17 protein-coding genes are annotated in these 17,431 nt (G+C 72.0%); 12 read left to right on the top strand and 5 right to left on the bottom strand.

Translation table 11 applies throughout. The features are described from left to right. Window positions 1-215: 215 nt before the first annotated feature. Window positions 216-1,910: a DEAD/DEAH box helicase gene (locus tag ACIBQ1_RS19505; protein WP_397279208.1), complete on the bottom strand. Its 1,695-nt coding sequence runs from the start codon at window positions 1,908-1,910 to the stop codon at window positions 216-218. A 503-nt stretch (window positions 1,911-2,413) separates the two neighbouring features. Between ACIBQ1_RS19505 and ACIBQ1_RS19500 the strand changes: the two genes are divergently transcribed. From ACIBQ1_RS19500 to ACIBQ1_RS19485, 4 genes are read left to right on the top strand one after another with little or no spacing between them, the layout of a single operon-like run. Beyond that, entirely contained in the window at window positions 2,414-3,079 is a 666-nt protein-coding gene (locus ACIBQ1_RS19500) for a glycosyltransferase family 2 protein (protein WP_397279206.1), read from the top strand. Continuing rightward, window positions 3,076-3,741, top strand: a complete 666-nt coding sequence (locus ACIBQ1_RS19495) for a TIGR04282 family arsenosugar biosynthesis glycosyltransferase (protein WP_397279205.1) — start codon at window positions 3,076-3,078, stop codon at window positions 3,739-3,741. The genes ACIBQ1_RS19500 and ACIBQ1_RS19495 overlap by 4 nt, the downstream gene beginning before the upstream one ends. Next, window positions 3,738-4,727 (top strand): NAD-dependent epimerase/dehydratase family protein, encoded by a 990-nt coding sequence (locus ACIBQ1_RS19490; RefSeq protein ID WP_397279204.1) that lies wholly within the window; start codon window positions 3,738-3,740, stop codon window positions 4,725-4,727. Before ACIBQ1_RS19495 ends, ACIBQ1_RS19490 begins: the two co-directional genes overlap by 4 nt. A gap of 40 nt (window positions 4,728-4,767) precedes the next feature. Beyond that, window positions 4,768-6,180: a glycosyltransferase 87 family protein gene (locus ACIBQ1_RS19485; protein WP_397279202.1), complete on the top strand. Its 1,413-nt coding sequence runs from the start codon at window positions 4,768-4,770 to the stop codon at window positions 6,178-6,180. Here the strand turns inward: ACIBQ1_RS19485 and ACIBQ1_RS19480 are convergent. The 4 genes from ACIBQ1_RS19480 to ACIBQ1_RS19465 all read right to left on the bottom strand — a co-directional run bounded on the left by ACIBQ1_RS19480 (window position 6,092) and on the right by ACIBQ1_RS19465 (window position 9,610). Next, the gene (locus ACIBQ1_RS19480; RefSeq protein ID WP_397279200.1) at window positions 6,092-6,556 is read right to left on the bottom strand and encodes a hypothetical protein; all 465 of its coding nucleotides are present in this window, start codon (window positions 6,554-6,556) and stop codon (window positions 6,092-6,094) included. The two genes, ACIBQ1_RS19485 and ACIBQ1_RS19480, sit on opposite strands and share 89 nt — an antisense overlap. Further along, the gene (locus ACIBQ1_RS19475) at window positions 6,553-7,836 is read right to left on the bottom strand and encodes a molybdopterin-dependent oxidoreductase (protein WP_397279198.1); all 1,284 of its coding nucleotides are present in this window, start codon (window positions 7,834-7,836) and stop codon (window positions 6,553-6,555) included. The genes ACIBQ1_RS19480 and ACIBQ1_RS19475 overlap by 4 nt, the downstream gene beginning before the upstream one ends. 140 nt (window positions 7,837-7,976) lie before the next feature. Beyond that, window positions 7,977-8,633, bottom strand: a complete 657-nt coding sequence (locus ACIBQ1_RS19470) for a glycosyltransferase family 2 protein (protein ID WP_397279197.1) — start codon at window positions 8,631-8,633, stop codon at window positions 7,977-7,979. Then, on the bottom strand, window positions 8,630-9,610 hold the full coding sequence (locus tag ACIBQ1_RS19465; protein ID WP_397279195.1) for an NAD-dependent epimerase/dehydratase family protein: 981 nt from the start codon (window positions 9,608-9,610) through the stop codon (window positions 8,630-8,632). The genes ACIBQ1_RS19470 and ACIBQ1_RS19465 overlap by 4 nt, the downstream gene beginning before the upstream one ends. A gap of 144 nt (window positions 9,611-9,754) precedes the next feature. Here ACIBQ1_RS19465 and ACIBQ1_RS19460 point away from each other — a divergent pair, with 144 nt between their 5' ends. From ACIBQ1_RS19460 to ACIBQ1_RS19425, 8 genes are all read left to right on the top strand, one after another. Next, entirely contained in the window at window positions 9,755-11,188 is a 1,434-nt protein-coding gene (locus tag ACIBQ1_RS19460; RefSeq protein ID WP_397279194.1) for a glycosyltransferase 87 family protein, read from the top strand. 29 nt (window positions 11,189-11,217) lie between these two features. Further along, the gene (locus tag ACIBQ1_RS19455) at window positions 11,218-11,844 is read left to right on the top strand and encodes a TIGR04282 family arsenosugar biosynthesis glycosyltransferase (RefSeq protein ID WP_397279193.1); all 627 of its coding nucleotides are present in this window, start codon (window positions 11,218-11,220) and stop codon (window positions 11,842-11,844) included. Then, window positions 11,841-12,452: a class I SAM-dependent methyltransferase gene (locus ACIBQ1_RS19450; RefSeq protein WP_397279192.1), complete on the top strand. Its 612-nt coding sequence runs from the start codon at window positions 11,841-11,843 to the stop codon at window positions 12,450-12,452. Before ACIBQ1_RS19455 ends, ACIBQ1_RS19450 begins: the two co-directional genes overlap by 4 nt. A 121-nt stretch (window positions 12,453-12,573) precedes the next feature. Further along, window positions 12,574-13,296, top strand: coding sequence for a flavodoxin family protein (locus tag ACIBQ1_RS19445; RefSeq protein WP_397279190.1), 723 nt, complete (start codon window positions 12,574-12,576; stop codon window positions 13,294-13,296). 163 nt (window positions 13,297-13,459) lie between these two features. Beyond that, a complete protein-coding gene (locus ACIBQ1_RS19440; protein WP_397279188.1) occupies window positions 13,460-13,906 on the top strand; it encodes a CBS domain-containing protein in 447 nt (148 codons plus the stop codon). Continuing rightward, window positions 13,903-15,189, top strand: coding sequence for an ArsB/NhaD family transporter (locus ACIBQ1_RS19435; protein WP_397279187.1), 1,287 nt, complete (start codon window positions 13,903-13,905; stop codon window positions 15,187-15,189). The genes ACIBQ1_RS19440 and ACIBQ1_RS19435 overlap by 4 nt, the downstream gene beginning before the upstream one ends. Window positions 15,190-15,348: 159 nt before the next feature. Beyond that, window positions 15,349-16,809, top strand: a complete 1,461-nt coding sequence (locus tag ACIBQ1_RS19430; protein WP_397279185.1) for an FAD-dependent monooxygenase — start codon at window positions 15,349-15,351, stop codon at window positions 16,807-16,809. Beyond that, window positions 16,806-17,408 (top strand): TetR/AcrR family transcriptional regulator, encoded by a 603-nt coding sequence (locus ACIBQ1_RS19425; RefSeq protein WP_397279183.1) that lies wholly within the window; start codon window positions 16,806-16,808, stop codon window positions 17,406-17,408. The genes ACIBQ1_RS19430 and ACIBQ1_RS19425 overlap by 4 nt, the downstream gene beginning before the upstream one ends. Window positions 17,409-17,431 lie beyond the last annotated feature (23 nt).

Genomic DNA, 17,431 nt, shown 5'->3' with positions numbered 1-17,431 from the left:
ACGCGCGTCTCACGCCCCTTCCACGGGGCGCCAGGCTCCTGAGGTGGATTGAGCGCCGTACGGATCCCGCTTTATCGGCATACGGCGCCCCGACCGGATGGGAGCTCCCGGAGACGCCGCCACGGTGGCCGACCCGTCCTGCCAGGTTCTCGGTGTGGTCGACCTGTCCCACCGCGTCCACGGCCGCCCGGAGCTCGCCTCCGAGCAGCCGCGGATCATCGTGCTCGTCTGTCGCGCATGTCCCGCTCGCGGCGGACGGTCGGTCGCCTTCCCTTGATCGTGCTTCGCCTCAGGGCGGCGATCACCTCGTCGGCCGCGCCTTGCGGCACCTCCACCAGCGAGAACCGGTCGGCGATCTCGATCGCACCGATGTCGCGTCCACTCAGGCGCGATTCGCCGGCTATCGCGCCGACCAGGTCCTGTGGCCGGATTCCCGCGCTGCGTCCCAGATTGAAGAAGAGGCGTACCATCCCACCTGACGGCGCGCGGCCCTGTCGCCGGCCGTCCGGGGCCGCCTCCCGCCCCCTGCGCCGCTCCTCCACGGTGCGGGGAGCCACCTCGGGAATCTCCTCCGCGTCGAGCACTGCCCCATTGGACTCGTGCGCCAGCTTGACGGCGGCGAGCGCCACTTCCATGAGATCGAACTCATCGGTGAGCGACTCGACCACGGCGTGGAAGGGCCCGAGATCATCCTGGAGAAGGCATTCCTCCAGCGCGGCCCGGGTCAGCTCCATCCGGCGCGCCCGCAGGTCGGCGACGGTCGGCAGCCTCTCCACCGAGATCCGCTGTCTGGTCACCCGCTCGATCGCCTTGAGCATGCGGTGCTCACGTGGCTCCACCAGCGTCAGCGCCACCCCTTCGCGGCCGGCGCGGCCCACCCTGCCGATGCGGTGCACGTACGCCTCGGGCGCGGACGGAACGTTGTAGTTGACGACGTGGGTGAGCTGTTCGATGTCGAGACCTCGCGCGGCCACGTCGGTCGCGACGAGCAGGTCGGCCGTCCCGCTCCGCAGCCGCGACATCACTCGATCGCGCTGCTCCTGCTCCATCCCACCGTGCAGCGCCTCGGCGCGATAGCCGCGCCCGTTCATGGCCTCCGTGAGCTGGTCGACCTCGTCACGGGTACGGCAGAAGACGATCGCGGCCGCAGGTGCCTCGATGTCGAGAAGGCGGCCGAGCGCGGCGGGTTTGTGCGCCCTGGCGACCAGGTAAGCGGTCTGCTCCACCAGCGGCGTCGCCTCGTCCCTCCGTACCGCCGCATGCCCGATTTCTATCCGCACCGGGTCGCGCAGGTGACGGCGGGCGATCCCATCGATGCGGGGCGGAAGCGTCGCGGAGAACAGCACGGTCTGGCGATCCTCCGGAGTCGCCGCGAGAATCTCCTCGATGTCGTCGGCGAACCCCATGTCGAGCATCTCGTCCGCCTCGTCCAGCACGACGGTGCGCAGTTCCTCCAGGTCGAGCGTTCCCCTGCCGATGTGGTCGAGGGCCCGTCCCGGTGTCGCGACCACGACGTCCACCCCGCGCTTGAGCGCCTGCAACTGCCGGCCGATGGGCGCCCCGCCGTAGATCGGCAACACGCGGGTCCCCAATATCCGGCCGTACCGATGGAACGCCTCCGAGACCTGAACGGCCAGCTCACGCGTGGGCACAAGCACCAGCGTCGCAGGTCCGGAGCCACTGCCGGAGGGCGGCATGCGCTGGAGCACGGGCAGCGCGAAGGCGGCGGTCTTCCCGGTGCCCGTCGCCGCCTGCCCGAGCAGATCACGCCCTTCCACCAACGGCGGGATCGCCTCTCTCTGGATCGGCGTGGGCTCCTCATAACCCAGAGCGGACAGCACATCCAGGATCTCGGCTCGGAGCCCAAGATCGGCGAAGGTGGCCTCGCCGCCGGTTGCATTCATGGTCATAGCCGACTCCTCACGAACTCCCACACCCTGCTGCCGGTCATCTCCTGGGGGAGGCTCCGGTGCACTCAATCCTTGCCCCTGTGAACGCTGTGCGGCGACCGGGTGGCGGGGCGCATCAGGATGCGGACTCGTCTCCCCGACACGGCGGTCGTCGCCGTCCCGCCACACGTAACAGCGCAGCTACCCTTGCCAAGGACCGGGGAACGTCTCCAGCCAGCCTTCGAAGGCGGTCGCCGCGCGATGAGTGCGAGGCTCAATCGCCCCGACCGGCAGGCGACAACCTTCTCACAAACCCACGATCAGCCGCTACTTCACGGTCGCCCGATGGCCGCTCGCGCACGACTCGGAAGCCGCGCAGGCCGGAGATCACGTTCTGGTCCTGGTCAGGATTTGCGCAGTCGATCGCCTCGCGATCCTGGTGACGGGTCTGAGCTGGTCATTTCTCGGAAAGGCGAGCCTCTTCACGAGGGTGCGGGCCGAGGTGCCGCGTTAGCGTCGGCGGCGTGGAGATCGACGTGGTGCTGCCCTGCCTGAACGAGGCGGCGGCCCTTCCGTGGGTGCTGGGGCGGATGCCGGACGGCTTCCGCCCGATCGTGGTCGACAACGGTTCCACCGACGGATCCGCGAAGATCGCGGCCGAGCTCGGCGCGACGGTGGTGTGCGAGCTCCAGCGCGGGTTCGGCGCCGCCTGCCATGCCGGGCTGTTGGCCGCCGCCTCGGACATCGTGTGTTTCATGGACGCCGACGCGTCGCTCGATCCTGCGCAACTGCCCCGGGTGAGCAGGCCCGTCGTGGCCGGCGCCGCCGACCTCGTCCTCGGCCGTCGTGTGCTGCGACCGGGCGCGTCATGGCCGGTGCACGCCCGGCTCGGCAACGCCGTACTGGCCCGGAGGCTGCGCCGCCGTATCGGCGCCTCGCTGCACGACCTGGGACCGATGCGGGCGTGCGGGCGGGTCGAGCTGATCCGGCTCGGGCTCATCGACCGGCGTTTCGGCTATCCGCTGGAGATGGTGCTGCGCGCCGGGGCGGCGGGCTGGCGTATCCACGAGACACGGGTGGACTACCTGCCCCGCGAGGGCAGGTCGAAGGTGACCGGCACCTTGCGCGGCACGCTTCGGGCGATCGGGGACATGCGCCGGGTCTTGGCCGACCAGGACGGGGTCGCGTGAGTCCGGCGGACGAGCGGGATGCCGACCTGCGCCCGCAGATCGTCGTGATCGCGAAGGAGCCCGTGCCCGGAAGGGTGAAGACGCGGCTCGTCCCTCCTCTCACCCCTGGTGAGGCCGCCGCGCTGGCTGCCGCCGCGCTGGAGGACACGCTGCTCACCGTCGCCCGGGTTCCCGGCGTCCATCGCGTGCTCGCCCTCGACGGCGTCCCCGGAGTCTGGCTTCCCGGCGGCTTCACGGTGCTCCCGCAGCGCGGAGGCGGCCTGGACGAACGGCTGGCCGCGGCCTTCGAGGACACCCACCGGTTGCGCCCCACCCCCATCGTGCTCATCGGCATGGACACCCCGCAGGTGTCCGTCGGCCTGCTGGCCCAGGCCGTGTCACTGCTCGCCGGCCACGACGCGGTGTTCGGCCCGGCGGCGGACGGCGGTTTCTGGCTGCTCGGGCTGCGTGCCCCCGACACCGCGCCGCTGCTCGGCGTGCCGATGTCGGAGCCGGCCACCGGCGAGATCCAGCTGCGAAGACTGAAGGAGGCGGGAATGAGCGTCGCCCTGATGCCGTGCCTGACCGATGTGGACACCATCACGGACGCGATCGAGGTGGCGGCGCTGGTTCCGGGGTCGCGCTACGCCGCCGCGCTCGCCGGGATCGAAGTGCCGCGATGACGCGGGTACTGGTGACCGGTGCGGCGGGGTTCATCGGGAGTCATGTGGTCGAGGCGCTGGAGGCGGCCGGCCACGAGGTGACCGGCCTCGATCTCAGGTCCGGCGATGACGTCCGGGACCCGGCCGTGCTCGACCGGCTGCTGCCGGGGGCCGATGCGGTCGTGCACCAGGCGGCCAAGGTCGGGCTCGGCGTGAACGTGGCGGACCTGCCCGGCTACGCCTCGGTCAACGTGTACGGCACGGCCGTGCTGCTGGCGGCGATGGCGCAGCACGGCGTCGGGCGGCTGGTGCTGGCCTCCTCGATGGTGGTCTACGGCGAGGGCGCCTACGACTGTGACCGGCACGGTCGGGTACGGCCCGGCCCGCGCTCCCCCGCGGACCTGGCGCAAGGGTCCTTCGAACCCCGCTGTCCCCGCTGCGGTGAAGCCGTGGCCTTGGCCGCCATCGGCGAGGACGCGCCGACGGACCCGCGCAACGCCTACGCCACCACCAAGCTGGCGCAGGAGCATCTCGCCGCCAACTGGGCGCGGGAGACGGGCGGCACGGCGACCGCCCTTCGCTACCACAACGTCTACGGCCCCAGGATGCCGAGGAACACGCCGTACTCGGGCGTCGCGGCGATCTTCCGGTCCGCGTTGGAAGCCGGTCGTGCCCCGCGCGTGTTCGAGGACGGCGGGCAGACGCGCGACTTCGTCCATGTGCGCGACGTCGCCGACGCCAACGTCGCCGCCCTCACCGCCGGCGAGCCCGGAACGCTGGCCGTCTGCAACATCGCCAGCGGCGAGCCCCACACCGTCGGCGAGATGGCCTCCGCCCTGGCGGCGCAGCGAGGCGGCCCGGAGCCGGTCACCACCGGGGAGTACCGGCTGGGCGACGTGCGCCACATCGTGGCCTCGCCGCACCGGGCAGCCGTCGAGCTCGGCTTCCATGCGCGGATCGGCTTCGCCGAGGGGATGAAGGAGTTCGCCACCGCTCCGCCGGCCTGACCACCCGTCTCGAGGATCGGTTCCAGCACGGCGAGGGAAGATGCACAACCTGATCCGCGGCCGTCTCGCCTGCGTGGCTGTGCTCCTCCTCGCCCTGGTCTGCGTGCTCGCGACGACGATCGGCGCGGGATCCTTGCACGCCGATCGCGCCGGGCTGCTCTGGCGGTACGCGCTCGCGTGGGCGCTCTTCGCCGCGGCGGCGTGGGCCCTGCGCAAGGTGCCAGGACGTCAGGCGGCGTTCCTGGTGATCGCCGGAGGCATCGCGGTGACCGCCACGGGGCTCCTCGCGCCGCCGACCACCAGCACCGATTCCTATCGCTACGCCTGGGACGGCCGCGTGCAGGCGGCGGGTGTCTCGCCCTATGACCATGCCCCGGCCGACCCCGCGCTCGCGCCGCTGCGCGACCGCTGGCTCTTCCCGGAGGGCGCCGGCTGTGAGGGCCCGGACCGCTACCCGATAGGCTTCCACGACGGCGCCCGATCGTGCACGCGGATCAACCGCCCCGCTGTCCGCACGATCTATCCGCCGCTGGCGGAGGCGTACTTCCTGGCCGTGCACCGGCTCTCGCCCGAGGGGTCACGGCACAAGCCGCTCCAGATCGGCGGAGCGCTGCTGGCCTTGGGGACGTCCCTCGTCCTCCTGATCGCCCTCCGTCCCACGGCTCCGGCGCAGGCGGCCTGGTGGGCGTGGTGCCCCGCCGTTCCGATCGAGGCGGTGAACAACGCCCATGTCGACGCGCTCGGCGTCCTGCTCACCGTTTTCGCCCTGACCACCGTGAACAGGCACGAAGTCCGCGGCGGCCTGCTGCTCGGCGCGGCGACCGCCGTCAAGCTCCTGCCCGCCGCGGCCGCTCCCGGGATGCTCTCCGGGCTTCTGGCCAGGGGCGGGCCTTCCGGGTGGCGGCGGGCGCTGGATGCCTTGAAGGTCCTCGGGCCTGCCCTCCTCGTCGTGGCGCTCGCCTATCTGCCGTACGTGCTGGCGTCCCGCGAGTCCGTCCTCGGCTACTTCTTCGGTTACCTGAACGAGGAAGGCTACGGCGACAGCGGCACTGACCGCCGCTACGCGGTGCTGCGCCTGATCCTGCCCGACTCGTGGGCCCTGCCCGCCGCCCTCGCCGTTCTCGCGGCCACGGCCCTGTTCGTGCTGCGCCGGGGCGATGCTCACCGGCCGTGGCGTGGAGCTCTGGTGGTGACCGGCACGGCCTTCCTCGTCTTCACGCCGGGATACTCCTGGTACGCCCTGCTGGTCGTCGCACTCGCCGCTCTTGACGGCCGCTGGGAATGGCTGGGCATCCCGCTGGCCGGTGCGATCGCCTATCTGAGCCCCGGGGCGGCCGTCTACGGTGTCGCAGCGCTGGCGGTCATCATGGGTTTCGTCGCCCGCGTCCCCTTCCCGGCGCACGGCGCCGCATCGCGTACAGCAGCCCTGAGACGCCGAAGAGCACCAAAGTGATCAGCGACCACCGCGCGAGGTAGGGAGAGATGCTCAATCCGACCGCCCAGCGGTAGTTGCGCTCGGCGCCGCGGAGGATGAGCGGGAACCACACCAGCAGCAACAAGCCCGACAGCATGGCCGGCACTCTCAGATGATTGACCGCACCGGCCCGGCGTGGGCGCGCCAGCCGCCTGGTCAGGGCCTGCGTGGCGACGTCGGCCGCGGAGTACAAGGGCAACAGCACCAGATCGTGCAAGATGATCGCACCGGCGAACCACACGGCGAACCCCAGCCAGATGCCGGCGGCGACCACCCGCGTGGCGACATAGCCGGCGACCACGAAGCAGGCCACCAGCGCGAGAAGGTGCCACAGGGGCGCGCCGTACCGCTTCATGACGTCTCCACACGGAAGTCGAGTTCGCGCACCCATTTGGTGTTGTGCACACCCGGGGCGTTCGGCACGATGATCCGCGCCGGATATCCGTGATCGAGTGACAGGTCGGCGCCGTTCACCCGCAGCGCGAGCAGCGAGCGCGGGTCGGCCACCTGCCCGGCGCTGAGCGAGGCCTGGCCGAAGTAGCCCACGCGCTGCAGGGACCTGGCCGTGACTCCCGCCGAGCCGGGGTCCACCCCGGCCAGTCGGGCCAGGTCCGCGAGCCGTACGCCGGTCCAGGTCTGCTCGGTCGACCACCCCTCCACGCAGGCGATCGGCAGCGCGTAGGTGTGCAGCGGCATCGCCAGCAGGTCCGCACGCGACAGGTGAAGCAGGCTCGAACCGACCACCGCCAGCCGCCACTGCGGGCCCGTCTCGGCCGCGGTGATGCCGAGGCTGGCCGCTGTCTTGTTGACCTGGAAGTCGTTGGGCCCGGTGCCGTACTCGCGTCCATGCGGTGCCAGCAACGCCGTACGGCGCAGCGGCCCGTCCACCGTCTGCCCCGCGGACAGGGCGAACATCATCGCCGAACCACCGCCGACGAACGCCAGCAGCCCGCGCCGGGACATGGTGGGCGGCGCCGGATCCGCGGCCACCAGGCCGTCGGGGTCGGGAGGCTCCGGCCGGGTCTCGGCCACACCCGTGCGCAGCTCACGGCGCAGGTCCCGCGACCGCACGGCGCGGATCGCCTTCGGCATCCGTACGACGACGTGGACGACGAGCGCGGCCAGGAAGATCCACGCGCCGTACAGATGCGCCGGGTAGAAGGAGAACGGGAAGACGTAGAAGAGCTGGATGTTGAAGATCCCGGTGACGAACTGGAACACCGCGCCGCCCACCAGGAGCACCAGGCTGGCCCGCTCGGCGGCTTCGGCGATCGAGCGCGCGGGCGGCCAGGCGAACAGCTTGGGGATCACCGACCACAGCTTGGCCAGCAGCACCGGCACCAGCGTCAGCCCGACGATGACGTGAGCGCCCTGGGTGAGCCGATACATCCAGACCGGGTTCGTCGGCCAGTCGAAGAGATAGAAGCCCAGCAGGCCCTTGGTGGGGGTGGTGTCGTTCCCCGGCAGTCGCGGCGCGTAGGCGGCGTACGACAACAGCCCGGTGACCGCGACGACGACCAGCCCGACCAGCAGGACCAGGCCGAGCACCGACGTGAGCCACGGGCCGCGCAGCGGGCTCCGCCAGAACCCGGGCCGGAACGGCCCGGGAGGCCCGCCACGCGACCACGTCTTCATGCGATCTCTGGCCCTGGTCGCACCCCGCTCACGAGCGCGTTTGGGCGGTCTATCCGGCATTGATCCCCCCGAAGCCGATGTCGGATGCTGCTGTCCTTACCGGTCACGCCGCCTTCTAAGCCCCTATGCTTCGCGATGGTTCATCCCAGTTCAGCCATGACGCGCCGCATGTCGGCGACGGCCCGCAGCGTGCCGCGTACGGTTCCGGTCACCTTGGAGCGTCCCGCCCGGGGCAGGTAGTCCACGTCCACCTCGGCGATCCGCCAGCCGCCGGCGGCGGCGCGCAGGACCATCTCCAGCGGGTAGCCGAACCGGCGGTCGGTCAGCCCGAGGTCCAGCAGTCGGCCGCGCTCGGCCGCCCGCATCGGCCCGAGGTCGTGCAGCCGCACCCCGGCGCGGCGGCGCAGGGTGCGCGCGAGGGCGGCGTTGCCGAGCCGGGCATGCCAGGGCCACACGCCCGCCGCTCGCGGCCGGCGGGCACCGAGGACCAGATCGGCCTGGCCGGCGATGACGGGCGTGGCCACGGCGGGCAGCCGCCTGGGGTCGAGCGAGGCGTCGGCGTCCATGAAGCAGACGACGTCGGCGGTCGAGGCCAGCAGCCCGGCGTGGCAGGCGGCGCCGAAGCCGCGCCGGGGTTCGTGGACGACGCGGGCGCCGAGCTCGCGGGCGATCTCGGCCGAGCGGTCGGTGGAGCCGTTGTCGACCACGACCGGGCGGTAGCCGTCCGGCATGCGCCCGAGCACCCAGCCGAGCGCGGCCTCCTCGTTCAGGCAGGGCAGGATCACGTCGATCGTCATGACCGGGCGAACTCCTTCATGCCGTCCTCGAAGCCGATCTCGGCGCGGAAGCCGAGGCCGAGCGCGGCCCGTTCGGGGGAGGCGACGATGTGGCGGACGTCCCCCAGCCGGTAGCCGCCGGTGACGCGCGGCGTCGGCCCGCCCCGCTCGGCGGCCAGCGCGGACGCCATGTCGCCCACGGTGTGCGGGGTGCCGCTGGCGATGTTGTAGGCCGTCAGCTCGCCGGGGCGAGCGGGCGCCAGGACGGCGGCCAGGTTCGCGCGGGCGACGTCGCGCACGTGCACGAAGTCGCGCAGTTGGCGGCCGTCCTCGAACACCTTCGGCGCCCGCCCCGCCTCCAGTTCGGAACGGAAGATCGCGGCCACTCCCGCGTAGGGGGTGTCGCGGGGCATGCGCGGCCCGTACACGTTGTGGTACCTGAGCGCCACGGCGCTCCCGCCGGTCTCCCTGGCCCAGTTGGCGGCCAGGTGTTCCTGAGCGAGCTTGCTGGTGGCGTAGGCGTTGCGCGGATCGGGCGGCGCTTCCTCTCCGACGGCGGTCCAGCGCACCGGCCGGCCGCACTGCGGGCAGAGCGGGTCGAACCGGCCCTGCTCCAGATCCGGTACGGCACGCGGGCCCGGCCGGACCCGGCCGTGCTCGGCGCACTCGTAGCCGCCCTCGCCGTAGATCACCATCGAGGAGGCGAGCACCAGCCGTCCCACCCGGTGCCGCGCCATCGCCGCCAGCAGCACGGCCGTGCCGTACATGTTGACCGAGGCGTAATCCGGCAGGTCCGAGACGTCCACCCCCAGGCCGACCTTGGCCGCCTGGTGCGCCACCAGGTCCACGCCCGGCAGCAGCCGGTCCAGCGCGGCGGCGTCGCGCACGTCCGCGCCGGAGCGCAGGTCGAGGCCGGCGGCCTCGTGCCCCGCGGCCTCCAGGACCTCGACCACATGACTTCCGATGAAACCGGCCGCGCCGGTGACCAGCACTCTCACCCGGCCGACGCTAACGCGCAACGGGATCGCGCCGAACCCCACGTTCGCACTCCGTAAGAACTCGCCGGCCGAGGTTCTTACGGAGTGCGTACGACCGGCGCCGCAGCAGCCCCGGACCGGGCTCCGGGTGCGACGCTGCCCGGTGTGAGCCGTGAGATGGTGTTCGTGGGCGGGGCGCTGCTGGCGCTGACCGCCGTCGTGGTCAAGATGGTGTCCGGGCCGCCCGGCCTGGGCTGGTACCTCCTGGCGTGGGCGCTGTTCGCCGCAGCGCTGTGGCTGGCCCGGCGGGTGCCGGAAAGGCGGCTGACCGTCCTGGTCGTCGCGGGCGGCGTCGTGCTGGCCGCGATCGGGCTGGTGGCGCCGCCGAGCAGCAGCACCGACTCCTACCGGTACGCGTGGGACGGCCGCGTGCAGGCGGCGGGCATCTCGCCCTACGACCACCCGCCGGCCGATCCCGCGCTCGTCCCGCTGCGCGACGAGTGGCTGTTCCCCTCCCAGTGTGCGGCCCCGGAGTTGTGGCCGCTGCCCGGCGGCGGCTGCACCCGGATCAACCGCCCCACGGTGCCCACGATCTACCCGCCGGTCGCGCAGGGCTACTTCCTGCTGGTCCACTGGCTCTCGCCGGACGGTGTCCGGCACAAGGTCCTCCAACTCGGCGGCTGGCTGATGGCCGCCCTGGTGCTGCTCGCCCTGCGCCGCCGCTCCGGCGCCCGGACGGCCGCGTACTGGGCGTGGTGCCCCGCCGTGCCCGTCGAGGCCGTGAACAACGCGCACGTGGACATGCTGGCCGTGCTGATGGTGGTGCTCGCCTTCGGCCCTGGCCGACGGCACGTGCGCGCTCGCGGCGTGCTGCTGGGCGCGGCCGTGGCGGCCAAGCTGCTACCCGTCACGGCGCTGCTCGGCGCGCTGTCGGGGACGTTGGCGAACGGGGTGGCGTGGCGGCGCCTCCTCGGGCTCTGCGTGCCCGCCGCGCTCGCCGTAGGTCTGGCGTACCTGCCGTACGTGCTGGCGTCGCGCGCTCCGGTGGTGGGCTACCTGCTGGGTTACGTCCAGGAGGAGCGGTACGAATCACCCGCCGACGGGAACCGCTATGCGGTGCTGCGGCTGGTGATGCCCGACTCGTGGGCTCCGTACGCCGCGATCCTGCTGCTCGCCCTGGTCGTCCTCCACGTCCTGCGCCGCGGCGACCCGGAACGGCCCTGGCACGGGGCGCTGGTGGTCAGCGGCTCCCTCCTGCTGCTGTTCACGCCGGGATACTCCTGGTACGCGCTCCTGGTCGTCGCGCTGGCCGCCATGGACGGCCGATGGGAATGGCTGGGCGTGGCCCTGGCCGGCGCGGTCGCCTACGTCGCCGGCCCGGCGGCGCACCCCAGCCCGGCCATGGCCTGCTACGCCGCGGCCACGCTGGCCGTGCTGATCGGCTGGGCCGTCCGCCGATCCCACGAAGCGGGTGCCACCTCGGCCGGACGGCTGTCGTCGCGGACTCGGCGACATCAAGAGTCGTCGCGGACTCGGCGACATCAGGATTCGTCGCGGACTCGGCAACATTGGGAGTCGTCAGCAGGTCGTAAGGATTGAGCACGTTGCGTCGCCCTAATGTCGATCACATGGCCCAGATCATGATCATCGCCAAGGAGCCGGTAGCCGGGAGGGTCAAGACCCGGCTGACCCCGCCCTTCCGCCCGGAGCAGGCCGCCGCCCTCGCCGGGGCCGCCCTCCGCGACAGCCTGCTCGCCGTCTCCGCGACGCCCGCCACCCAGCGGGTGCTCGCCCTGGACGGGCTGCCGGGCAGCTGGCTGCCGCCGGGATTCGTGGTGATCCCGCAGCGCGGGGCGGGCCTGGACGAGCGTCTGGCGGCGGCGTTCTCGGACGCCTACCGCCTGCGGCCCGAGCCCGTCGTACTGATCGGCATGGACACCCCGCAGGTGACGCCCGCGCTGCTCGGCGCGGCGGCGGAGGCCCTGACGGGTCACGACGCCGTGTTCGGCCCGGCCGCGGACGGCGGCTTCTGGCTGCTCGGCCTGCGGCGGCCGGATTCTTCGCTGTTCCTGGGGGTGCCGATGTCGCACCCGGAGACGGGCAAGCTCCAACTCGACCGGCTGGACCGGGCCGGGCTGTCCGTCCATCTGCTGCCCGAGCTGACCGATGTCGACACCGCGGCGGACGCCCTCGCGGTGGCCGCGCAGGTGCCCGATTCCCACTTCGCCACCACGCTGCGGGAGCTGGGCGAATGATCGGGGAGATCTACGCCGACGCGCTCGCCGGAGCGACCGCCGAGATCGAGTACGTCGACGGCACCCGCGCCGCGCTGGAGACCGCGCACTGGTTCGAGCCGGTGGACGGCGACGAGGCGTTCCTGAGCAGGTGCGCCGGCCCGACCCTGGACATCGGGTCGGGCCCGGGCCGGCTCACCGTGGCACTGACCCGCCGTGGCATTCAGACGCTCGGCATCGACATCACACCTCGCGCCGTCGCCCTCACCCGCAGGGCCGGAGGCTTCGCCCTGCTCCGCGACGTCTTCGACGAGGTCCCGGGCAGCGGCCGGTGGGCGACGGCGCTGCTGGCCGACGGCAACATCGGCATCGGCGGCAACCCCGAACTGCTGCTCCGCCGGGTCAGGCAGTTGGTCCGGCCTGGCGGCGAGGTCCTGGTGGAGCTCGCGTCGCCCGAGGCGAGGAGCCGCGTCGACCGGGTACGGCTGCGCCGGGGCCCGCTCATCGGGGACTGGTTCGGCTGGGCGACCGTGTCGGTGAGCGACATCCAGCGCGTGGCCCGCGCCGGCGGCTTCCCGTCCGTGGACCGCTGGACGACCCACGGCCGCTGGATGGCCCGTCTGAGCTAGACGGCGCGGTGGACGAGTGCGACCGGCTGCCGCGACACGGCGAGCCTGCTGGCCGAGGGCAGGTGATGGCCCGAAGCTTGCCTGGGGAGGCGCCTGGAACGCGTCGAAGGGAGCCGTCACGATGACAGTCAACGGAGCACCTGCCCGGTACGACGATCTGCGGGCGCTGTTCATCAACTGCACCCTCAAGAGGAGTCCCGAACGCAGCCACACCCAGGGCCTGATCGATCTCAGCGCGCGCATCATGGACAGGCAGGGCGTACACGTCGAGCAGTTGCGGGCGATCGACCACGACATCGCCACCGGCGTGTGGCCGGACATGACCGAGCACGGCTGGGAGAGCGACGAGTGGCCCGCCCTCTACCGGCGGGTGCTGGTCGCCGACATCCTGGTCATCGCCGGGCCGATCTGGCTCGGCGACAACAGCTCGGTGACCAAGAAGGTCATCGAGCGGCTGTACGCCTGCTCCAGCCTGCTCAACCCGGCCGACCAGTACGCCTACTACGGACGAGTGGGCGGCTGCCTGATCACCGGCAACGAGGACGGCATCAAGCACTGCGCCATGAACGTGCTCTACAGCCTCCAGCACCTGGGCTACACCATCCCGCCCCAGGCCGACGCCGGCTGGATCGGCGAGGCCGGGCCCGGTCCCTCCTACCTCGACCCGGGCTCGGGCGGGCCGGAGAACGACTTCACCAACCGCAACACCACCTTCATGACCTGGAACTTGCTGCACCTGGCACGCATGCTCAAGGACGCCGGCGGCATCCCGGCCCACGGCAACCAGCGATCGGAATGGGACGCGGGATGCCGGTTCGACTTCGACAACCCCGAGCACCGGTAGAGGCATGGGGAGCGGCTGCCCGAAGAGGTTCCGCCATGCGCGACCAGGTCGTCATCGGGGAAGAACCGTTTCGGCGATCTTGACGGGCTTTGATACGTTGTCTACAGGTGAGCCGGGAAGTCTGGTCGGCACGATCTGTCGCCTTTGAGAGAAGGATGTGCCGGTGCGCGCCCGAGATCTGCTTGCCGACGTCCCCACGGTCCGGCTCGACTCCCCCGTGATCGACGCGGCCAGGCTGCTGGCCGAACAGGATCTGCCCGGTCTCGTCGTGGTCGACGACACCGGCTCGCCGTTCACGATCCTGCCCGGCACGCAGGTGCTGCGCCTGGCCGTGCCCGGCTACTGCCAGGACGACCCGGCGCTGGCCCGGGTCGTGGACGAGGCGCACGCCGACGCCTTCCTGCGCGAGTTGCACGGCCGTACGGTGCGTGAGGCCCTGCCGCGGCAGCCGCGCGAGCTGCCGGTCACCGACCCCGAGGCGACCGTGCTCGAACTGGCCGCGCTGATGGCCCGCACCCACAGCCCGCTGGTCGCCGTCGTCGACGACGATCGGCGGCTGGCCGGGGCGGTGACGCTGCAGGCGCTGCTGGACCGGGTGGTGCCGGCATGAGCGTGCTCGCCTGGGTGAGCGTTGCGGTCTTCCTGGCCGCCTACACGCTGATCGCCACGGAGAAGATCCACCGGGTCGCGGCGGCGCTGGGCGGTGCCGGGATCATGCTGCTCATTCACGCCACCGGCGCGGAGGCGGCGTTCTTCTCCCCGCATGCCGGGATCGACTGGAACGTCATCTTCCTGCTGCTCGGCATGATGGTCATCGTCGGCGTGCTGAAGAAGACCGGGGTCTTCGAGTATCTGGCGATCTGGGCCGCCAAGCGGGCCCGTGGCCGGCCGTTCCGGCTGATGGTGCTGCTGGTGCTGATCACCGCGATGGCCTCGGCGCTGCTGGACAACGTCACCACCGTGCTGCTGATCGCGCCGGTGACCTTCCTGGTGTGCGAACGGCTCGCCGTGAGCGCGGCGCCGTTCCTGATCGCCGAGGCGCTGGCCTCCAACATCGGCGGCGCCGCCACCCTGGTCGGCGACCCGCCCAACATCATCATCGCCAGCCGGGCCGGGCTGACCTTCAACGACTTCCTCGTCCACATGGCGCCGATGATCGTCGTGCTGATGGCGGTGTTCGTCGGGCTGTGCTGGCTGATGTTCGGCCGCTCGATGCGCTACGACCCCGAACGCGCCGCTTCGGTCATGGCCCTGAACGAGCGGGAGGCCATCGCCGACCGGCGGCTGCTGTGGCAGTCACTGGCCGTGCTCGCCCTGGTGATGACGGCGTTCGTGCTGCACCCGGTGCTGCACTACGCCCCGTCGGTGGTGGCGCTGCTGGGCGCGGGCGTGCTGGTGGCGGCCACCTCGGTGCGCACCGAGGAGGCCATCGCCGAGGTGGAGTGGCCCACGCTGGTGTTCTTCGCCGGGCTGTTCGTCATGGTCGGCGCTCTCGTCGAGACCGGCGTCATCGGCGAGTTGTCGAAGGCCGCCGTCGCCGCGACCAGCGGGCGACCGGAGCTGACCACCATGGGGCTGCTGGGCGCCTCGGCCGGGCTGTCGGCCATCGTCGACAACATCCCCTACGTCGCCACGATGAGCCCGATCGTCGAGCAACTCGTCCAGGCCGGCGATGGCTCCGGGCAAGTGCTGTGGTGGGCGCTCGCCTTCGGCGCCGACCTCGGCGGCAACGCCACCGCCGTCGGCGCCGCCGCCAACGTCGTCACACTCGGCATCGCCGCCCGCAACGGCACCCCGATCAGCTTCTGGCAGTTCACCCGGTACGGCCTGATCGTCGCGGCCGTCACCGTGGTTCTCGTCGCCCCCTACCTGTGGCTGCGCTACCTCCTCTGACAAGGCCGCATGAGCCACGAGGTCCATCCGGGCCGGCAGCTTCATCGGCCTGATCTTGCACCACAACCGGCAAGCGCGAACGCGATGCCTCTGGACTTGGCGGCCCGGCTCCATCATTATTTGTTTACGATACCGTTCCGTTAATAAAAAGGAGGGCCCATGATGGAGACCGACGTTCTCGTGGTCGGTGCCGGGCCGGTCGGCCTGGCGCTGGCGTGTGCGTTGCTGCAGCACGGCGTCTCCGCCCGCGTGATCGACAAGGCCCCCGGCCCGGCCACCACGTCCCGGGCGAACTTCGTGCACGCCCGCGGCTCGGAGGTGCTCGACCGGCTGGGCGCCCTCGATGGGCTGCCGGAGGAGTCGGTACGGGCGATGACCATCACCACGTACGCAGGAGAGCGCCCGATGATGCGGATCCGGTTCGGCGATCCCGGACTGGGCACCGCGGCCCCGCCGATGGTGATCTCCCAGGCCAGGGTCGAGGAGAGGCTGCGGGATCGGCTGGCCGAGCTGGGCGGGCGGCCGGAATGGGGCGCGGGCCTGTCGGGGTTCCAGCAGGACGCGGCGGGGGTCACCGCGGTGCTGGGCGACGGCCGTACCGTCAGGGCGGGCTGGCTGGTGGGCTGCGACGGGAGCTCCAGCACGGTGCGCAAGCTGTCGGGGATCGGATTTCCCGGCGTCAAGGTCAGCGAGCGGTTCCTGCTGGTCGACGCCCACCTCGACGGCGTCCTCGACCGGGAAGGCACCAGTGGCTGGACCCACCCCGACGGCGTGCTGGGCGCCATGCCGATGCCGGGAGATCAGTGGCGGCTGCTCGCCTACGACGCCGACTTCCGCGACGAAAAGCCCGGCGAGGAACAGATCGTCGAACGCATGCGGCGCATCCTGCCCGTGCGCACCGGTCTGACCGGCCTCCGCCTGCGCGACGTCACCTGGGCGTCGCTGTTCAGCGTGCACCGGCGCCTGGCCGACGCCTACCGCGACGGGCGCGTCCTGCTGGCCGGCGATGCCGCCCACGTGCATGCCCCGTTCGGCGGGCAGGGCATGCTCACCGGCCTCGGCGACGCCGAGAACCTCGCCTGGAAGCTCGCCCTGGTCGCGCGGGGGCTCGCTGCCGATCGGCTGCTCGACACGTACCAGGCCGAACGCCGCCCGCTGGCCTCCCAGGTCCTGCGCGGCAGCACCGCCGCCACCAAGGTGAACATCGCCGGCAGCCCGCTCGGCCGGCTGCTGCGCGACCGGGTGCTGGTGCCGGTGTTCAACCTGGCGTGGATCCAGCGCTGGACCACGTACACGACCTCGCAGTTGTGGGTGAGCTACCGGCGCGGCCCGCTCGGCGGAGGCGGCCGCAAGCCCCGCCCCGGCGACCGGATCCCCGACCTGGCCTGCCTGCGCCTCGACGGCACCCGCACCAGACTGCACGCCGAGCTGCGCGGCCGCTGGGCCGCGCTCGGCCCCTTTGAGGACGAGGCGTTCGAGGCGGTACGGCGGCGGCTGGGCGATCAGGTGATCAGGCTCCGCGCCGCCGGGCCCGCTATGCTCGTACGCCCGGACGCCCACCTGGCCTGCAAGGGCGGCCCCACCGAGCTTGCCCGCTGGCTGGACGGAGCCCTGCGATGAATGCCACCCGAGGTCGCGGGCGGCCCCGTGCCCCTGAGACCGACACCGCCATCCTGCGCGCCGCTCTGGAGCTGTTCGTCGAACGCGGCGTGGAGGCCGCCAGCATCGAGCAGATCGCCAAACGGGCCGGAGTCGGCAAACTGACCGTCTACCGCCGCTGGAGCACCAAGGAAGACCTGATCGCCCAGGCCATCGAGCAGTCGGTCAGCACCGAGGTCACCCCCTCCCCCGACGACCTCCACGCCCTCACCCCGCGCGAGATCATCGACCGCACTCTCCCCGCCGCCGCGCAGATGGCCGCCAGCCCCGGCTTCCGCGCCCTGGTGGCCAGGATCATGGGCTCGGCCGTCAGCCATCCCTCACTGATGGCCGCCTACTGGACGCACTACATCCTGCCCCGCCGCAAGCTGGCCGCGCTGCTGCTCGAACGCGCCCAGCAGGAGGGCACCGTGGCTCCGGACGCCGACCTGGACGTGCTCATCGACATGATGGCCGGCGCCGTGACCTACCGCGTGCTCCAGCCCGACCCGCCGGACGCCGACGGCATGCTCCGCTACCTCACATCCGTCTACCGCCAGGTCGGCCTGTACCCCCGTTGATCGCGGCCCCAGGCCGGCGGAAG

The sequence above is a fragment of the Nonomuraea sp. NPDC050153 genome (assembly GCF_044460125.1).
In the GTDB taxonomy this organism is placed as follows: Bacteria; Actinomycetota; Actinomycetes; order Streptosporangiales; family Streptosporangiaceae; genus Nonomuraea.
The sequence above is the reverse complement of the archived record's forward strand: the minus strand, read 5'-3'. Positions and strand labels throughout refer to the sequence as shown.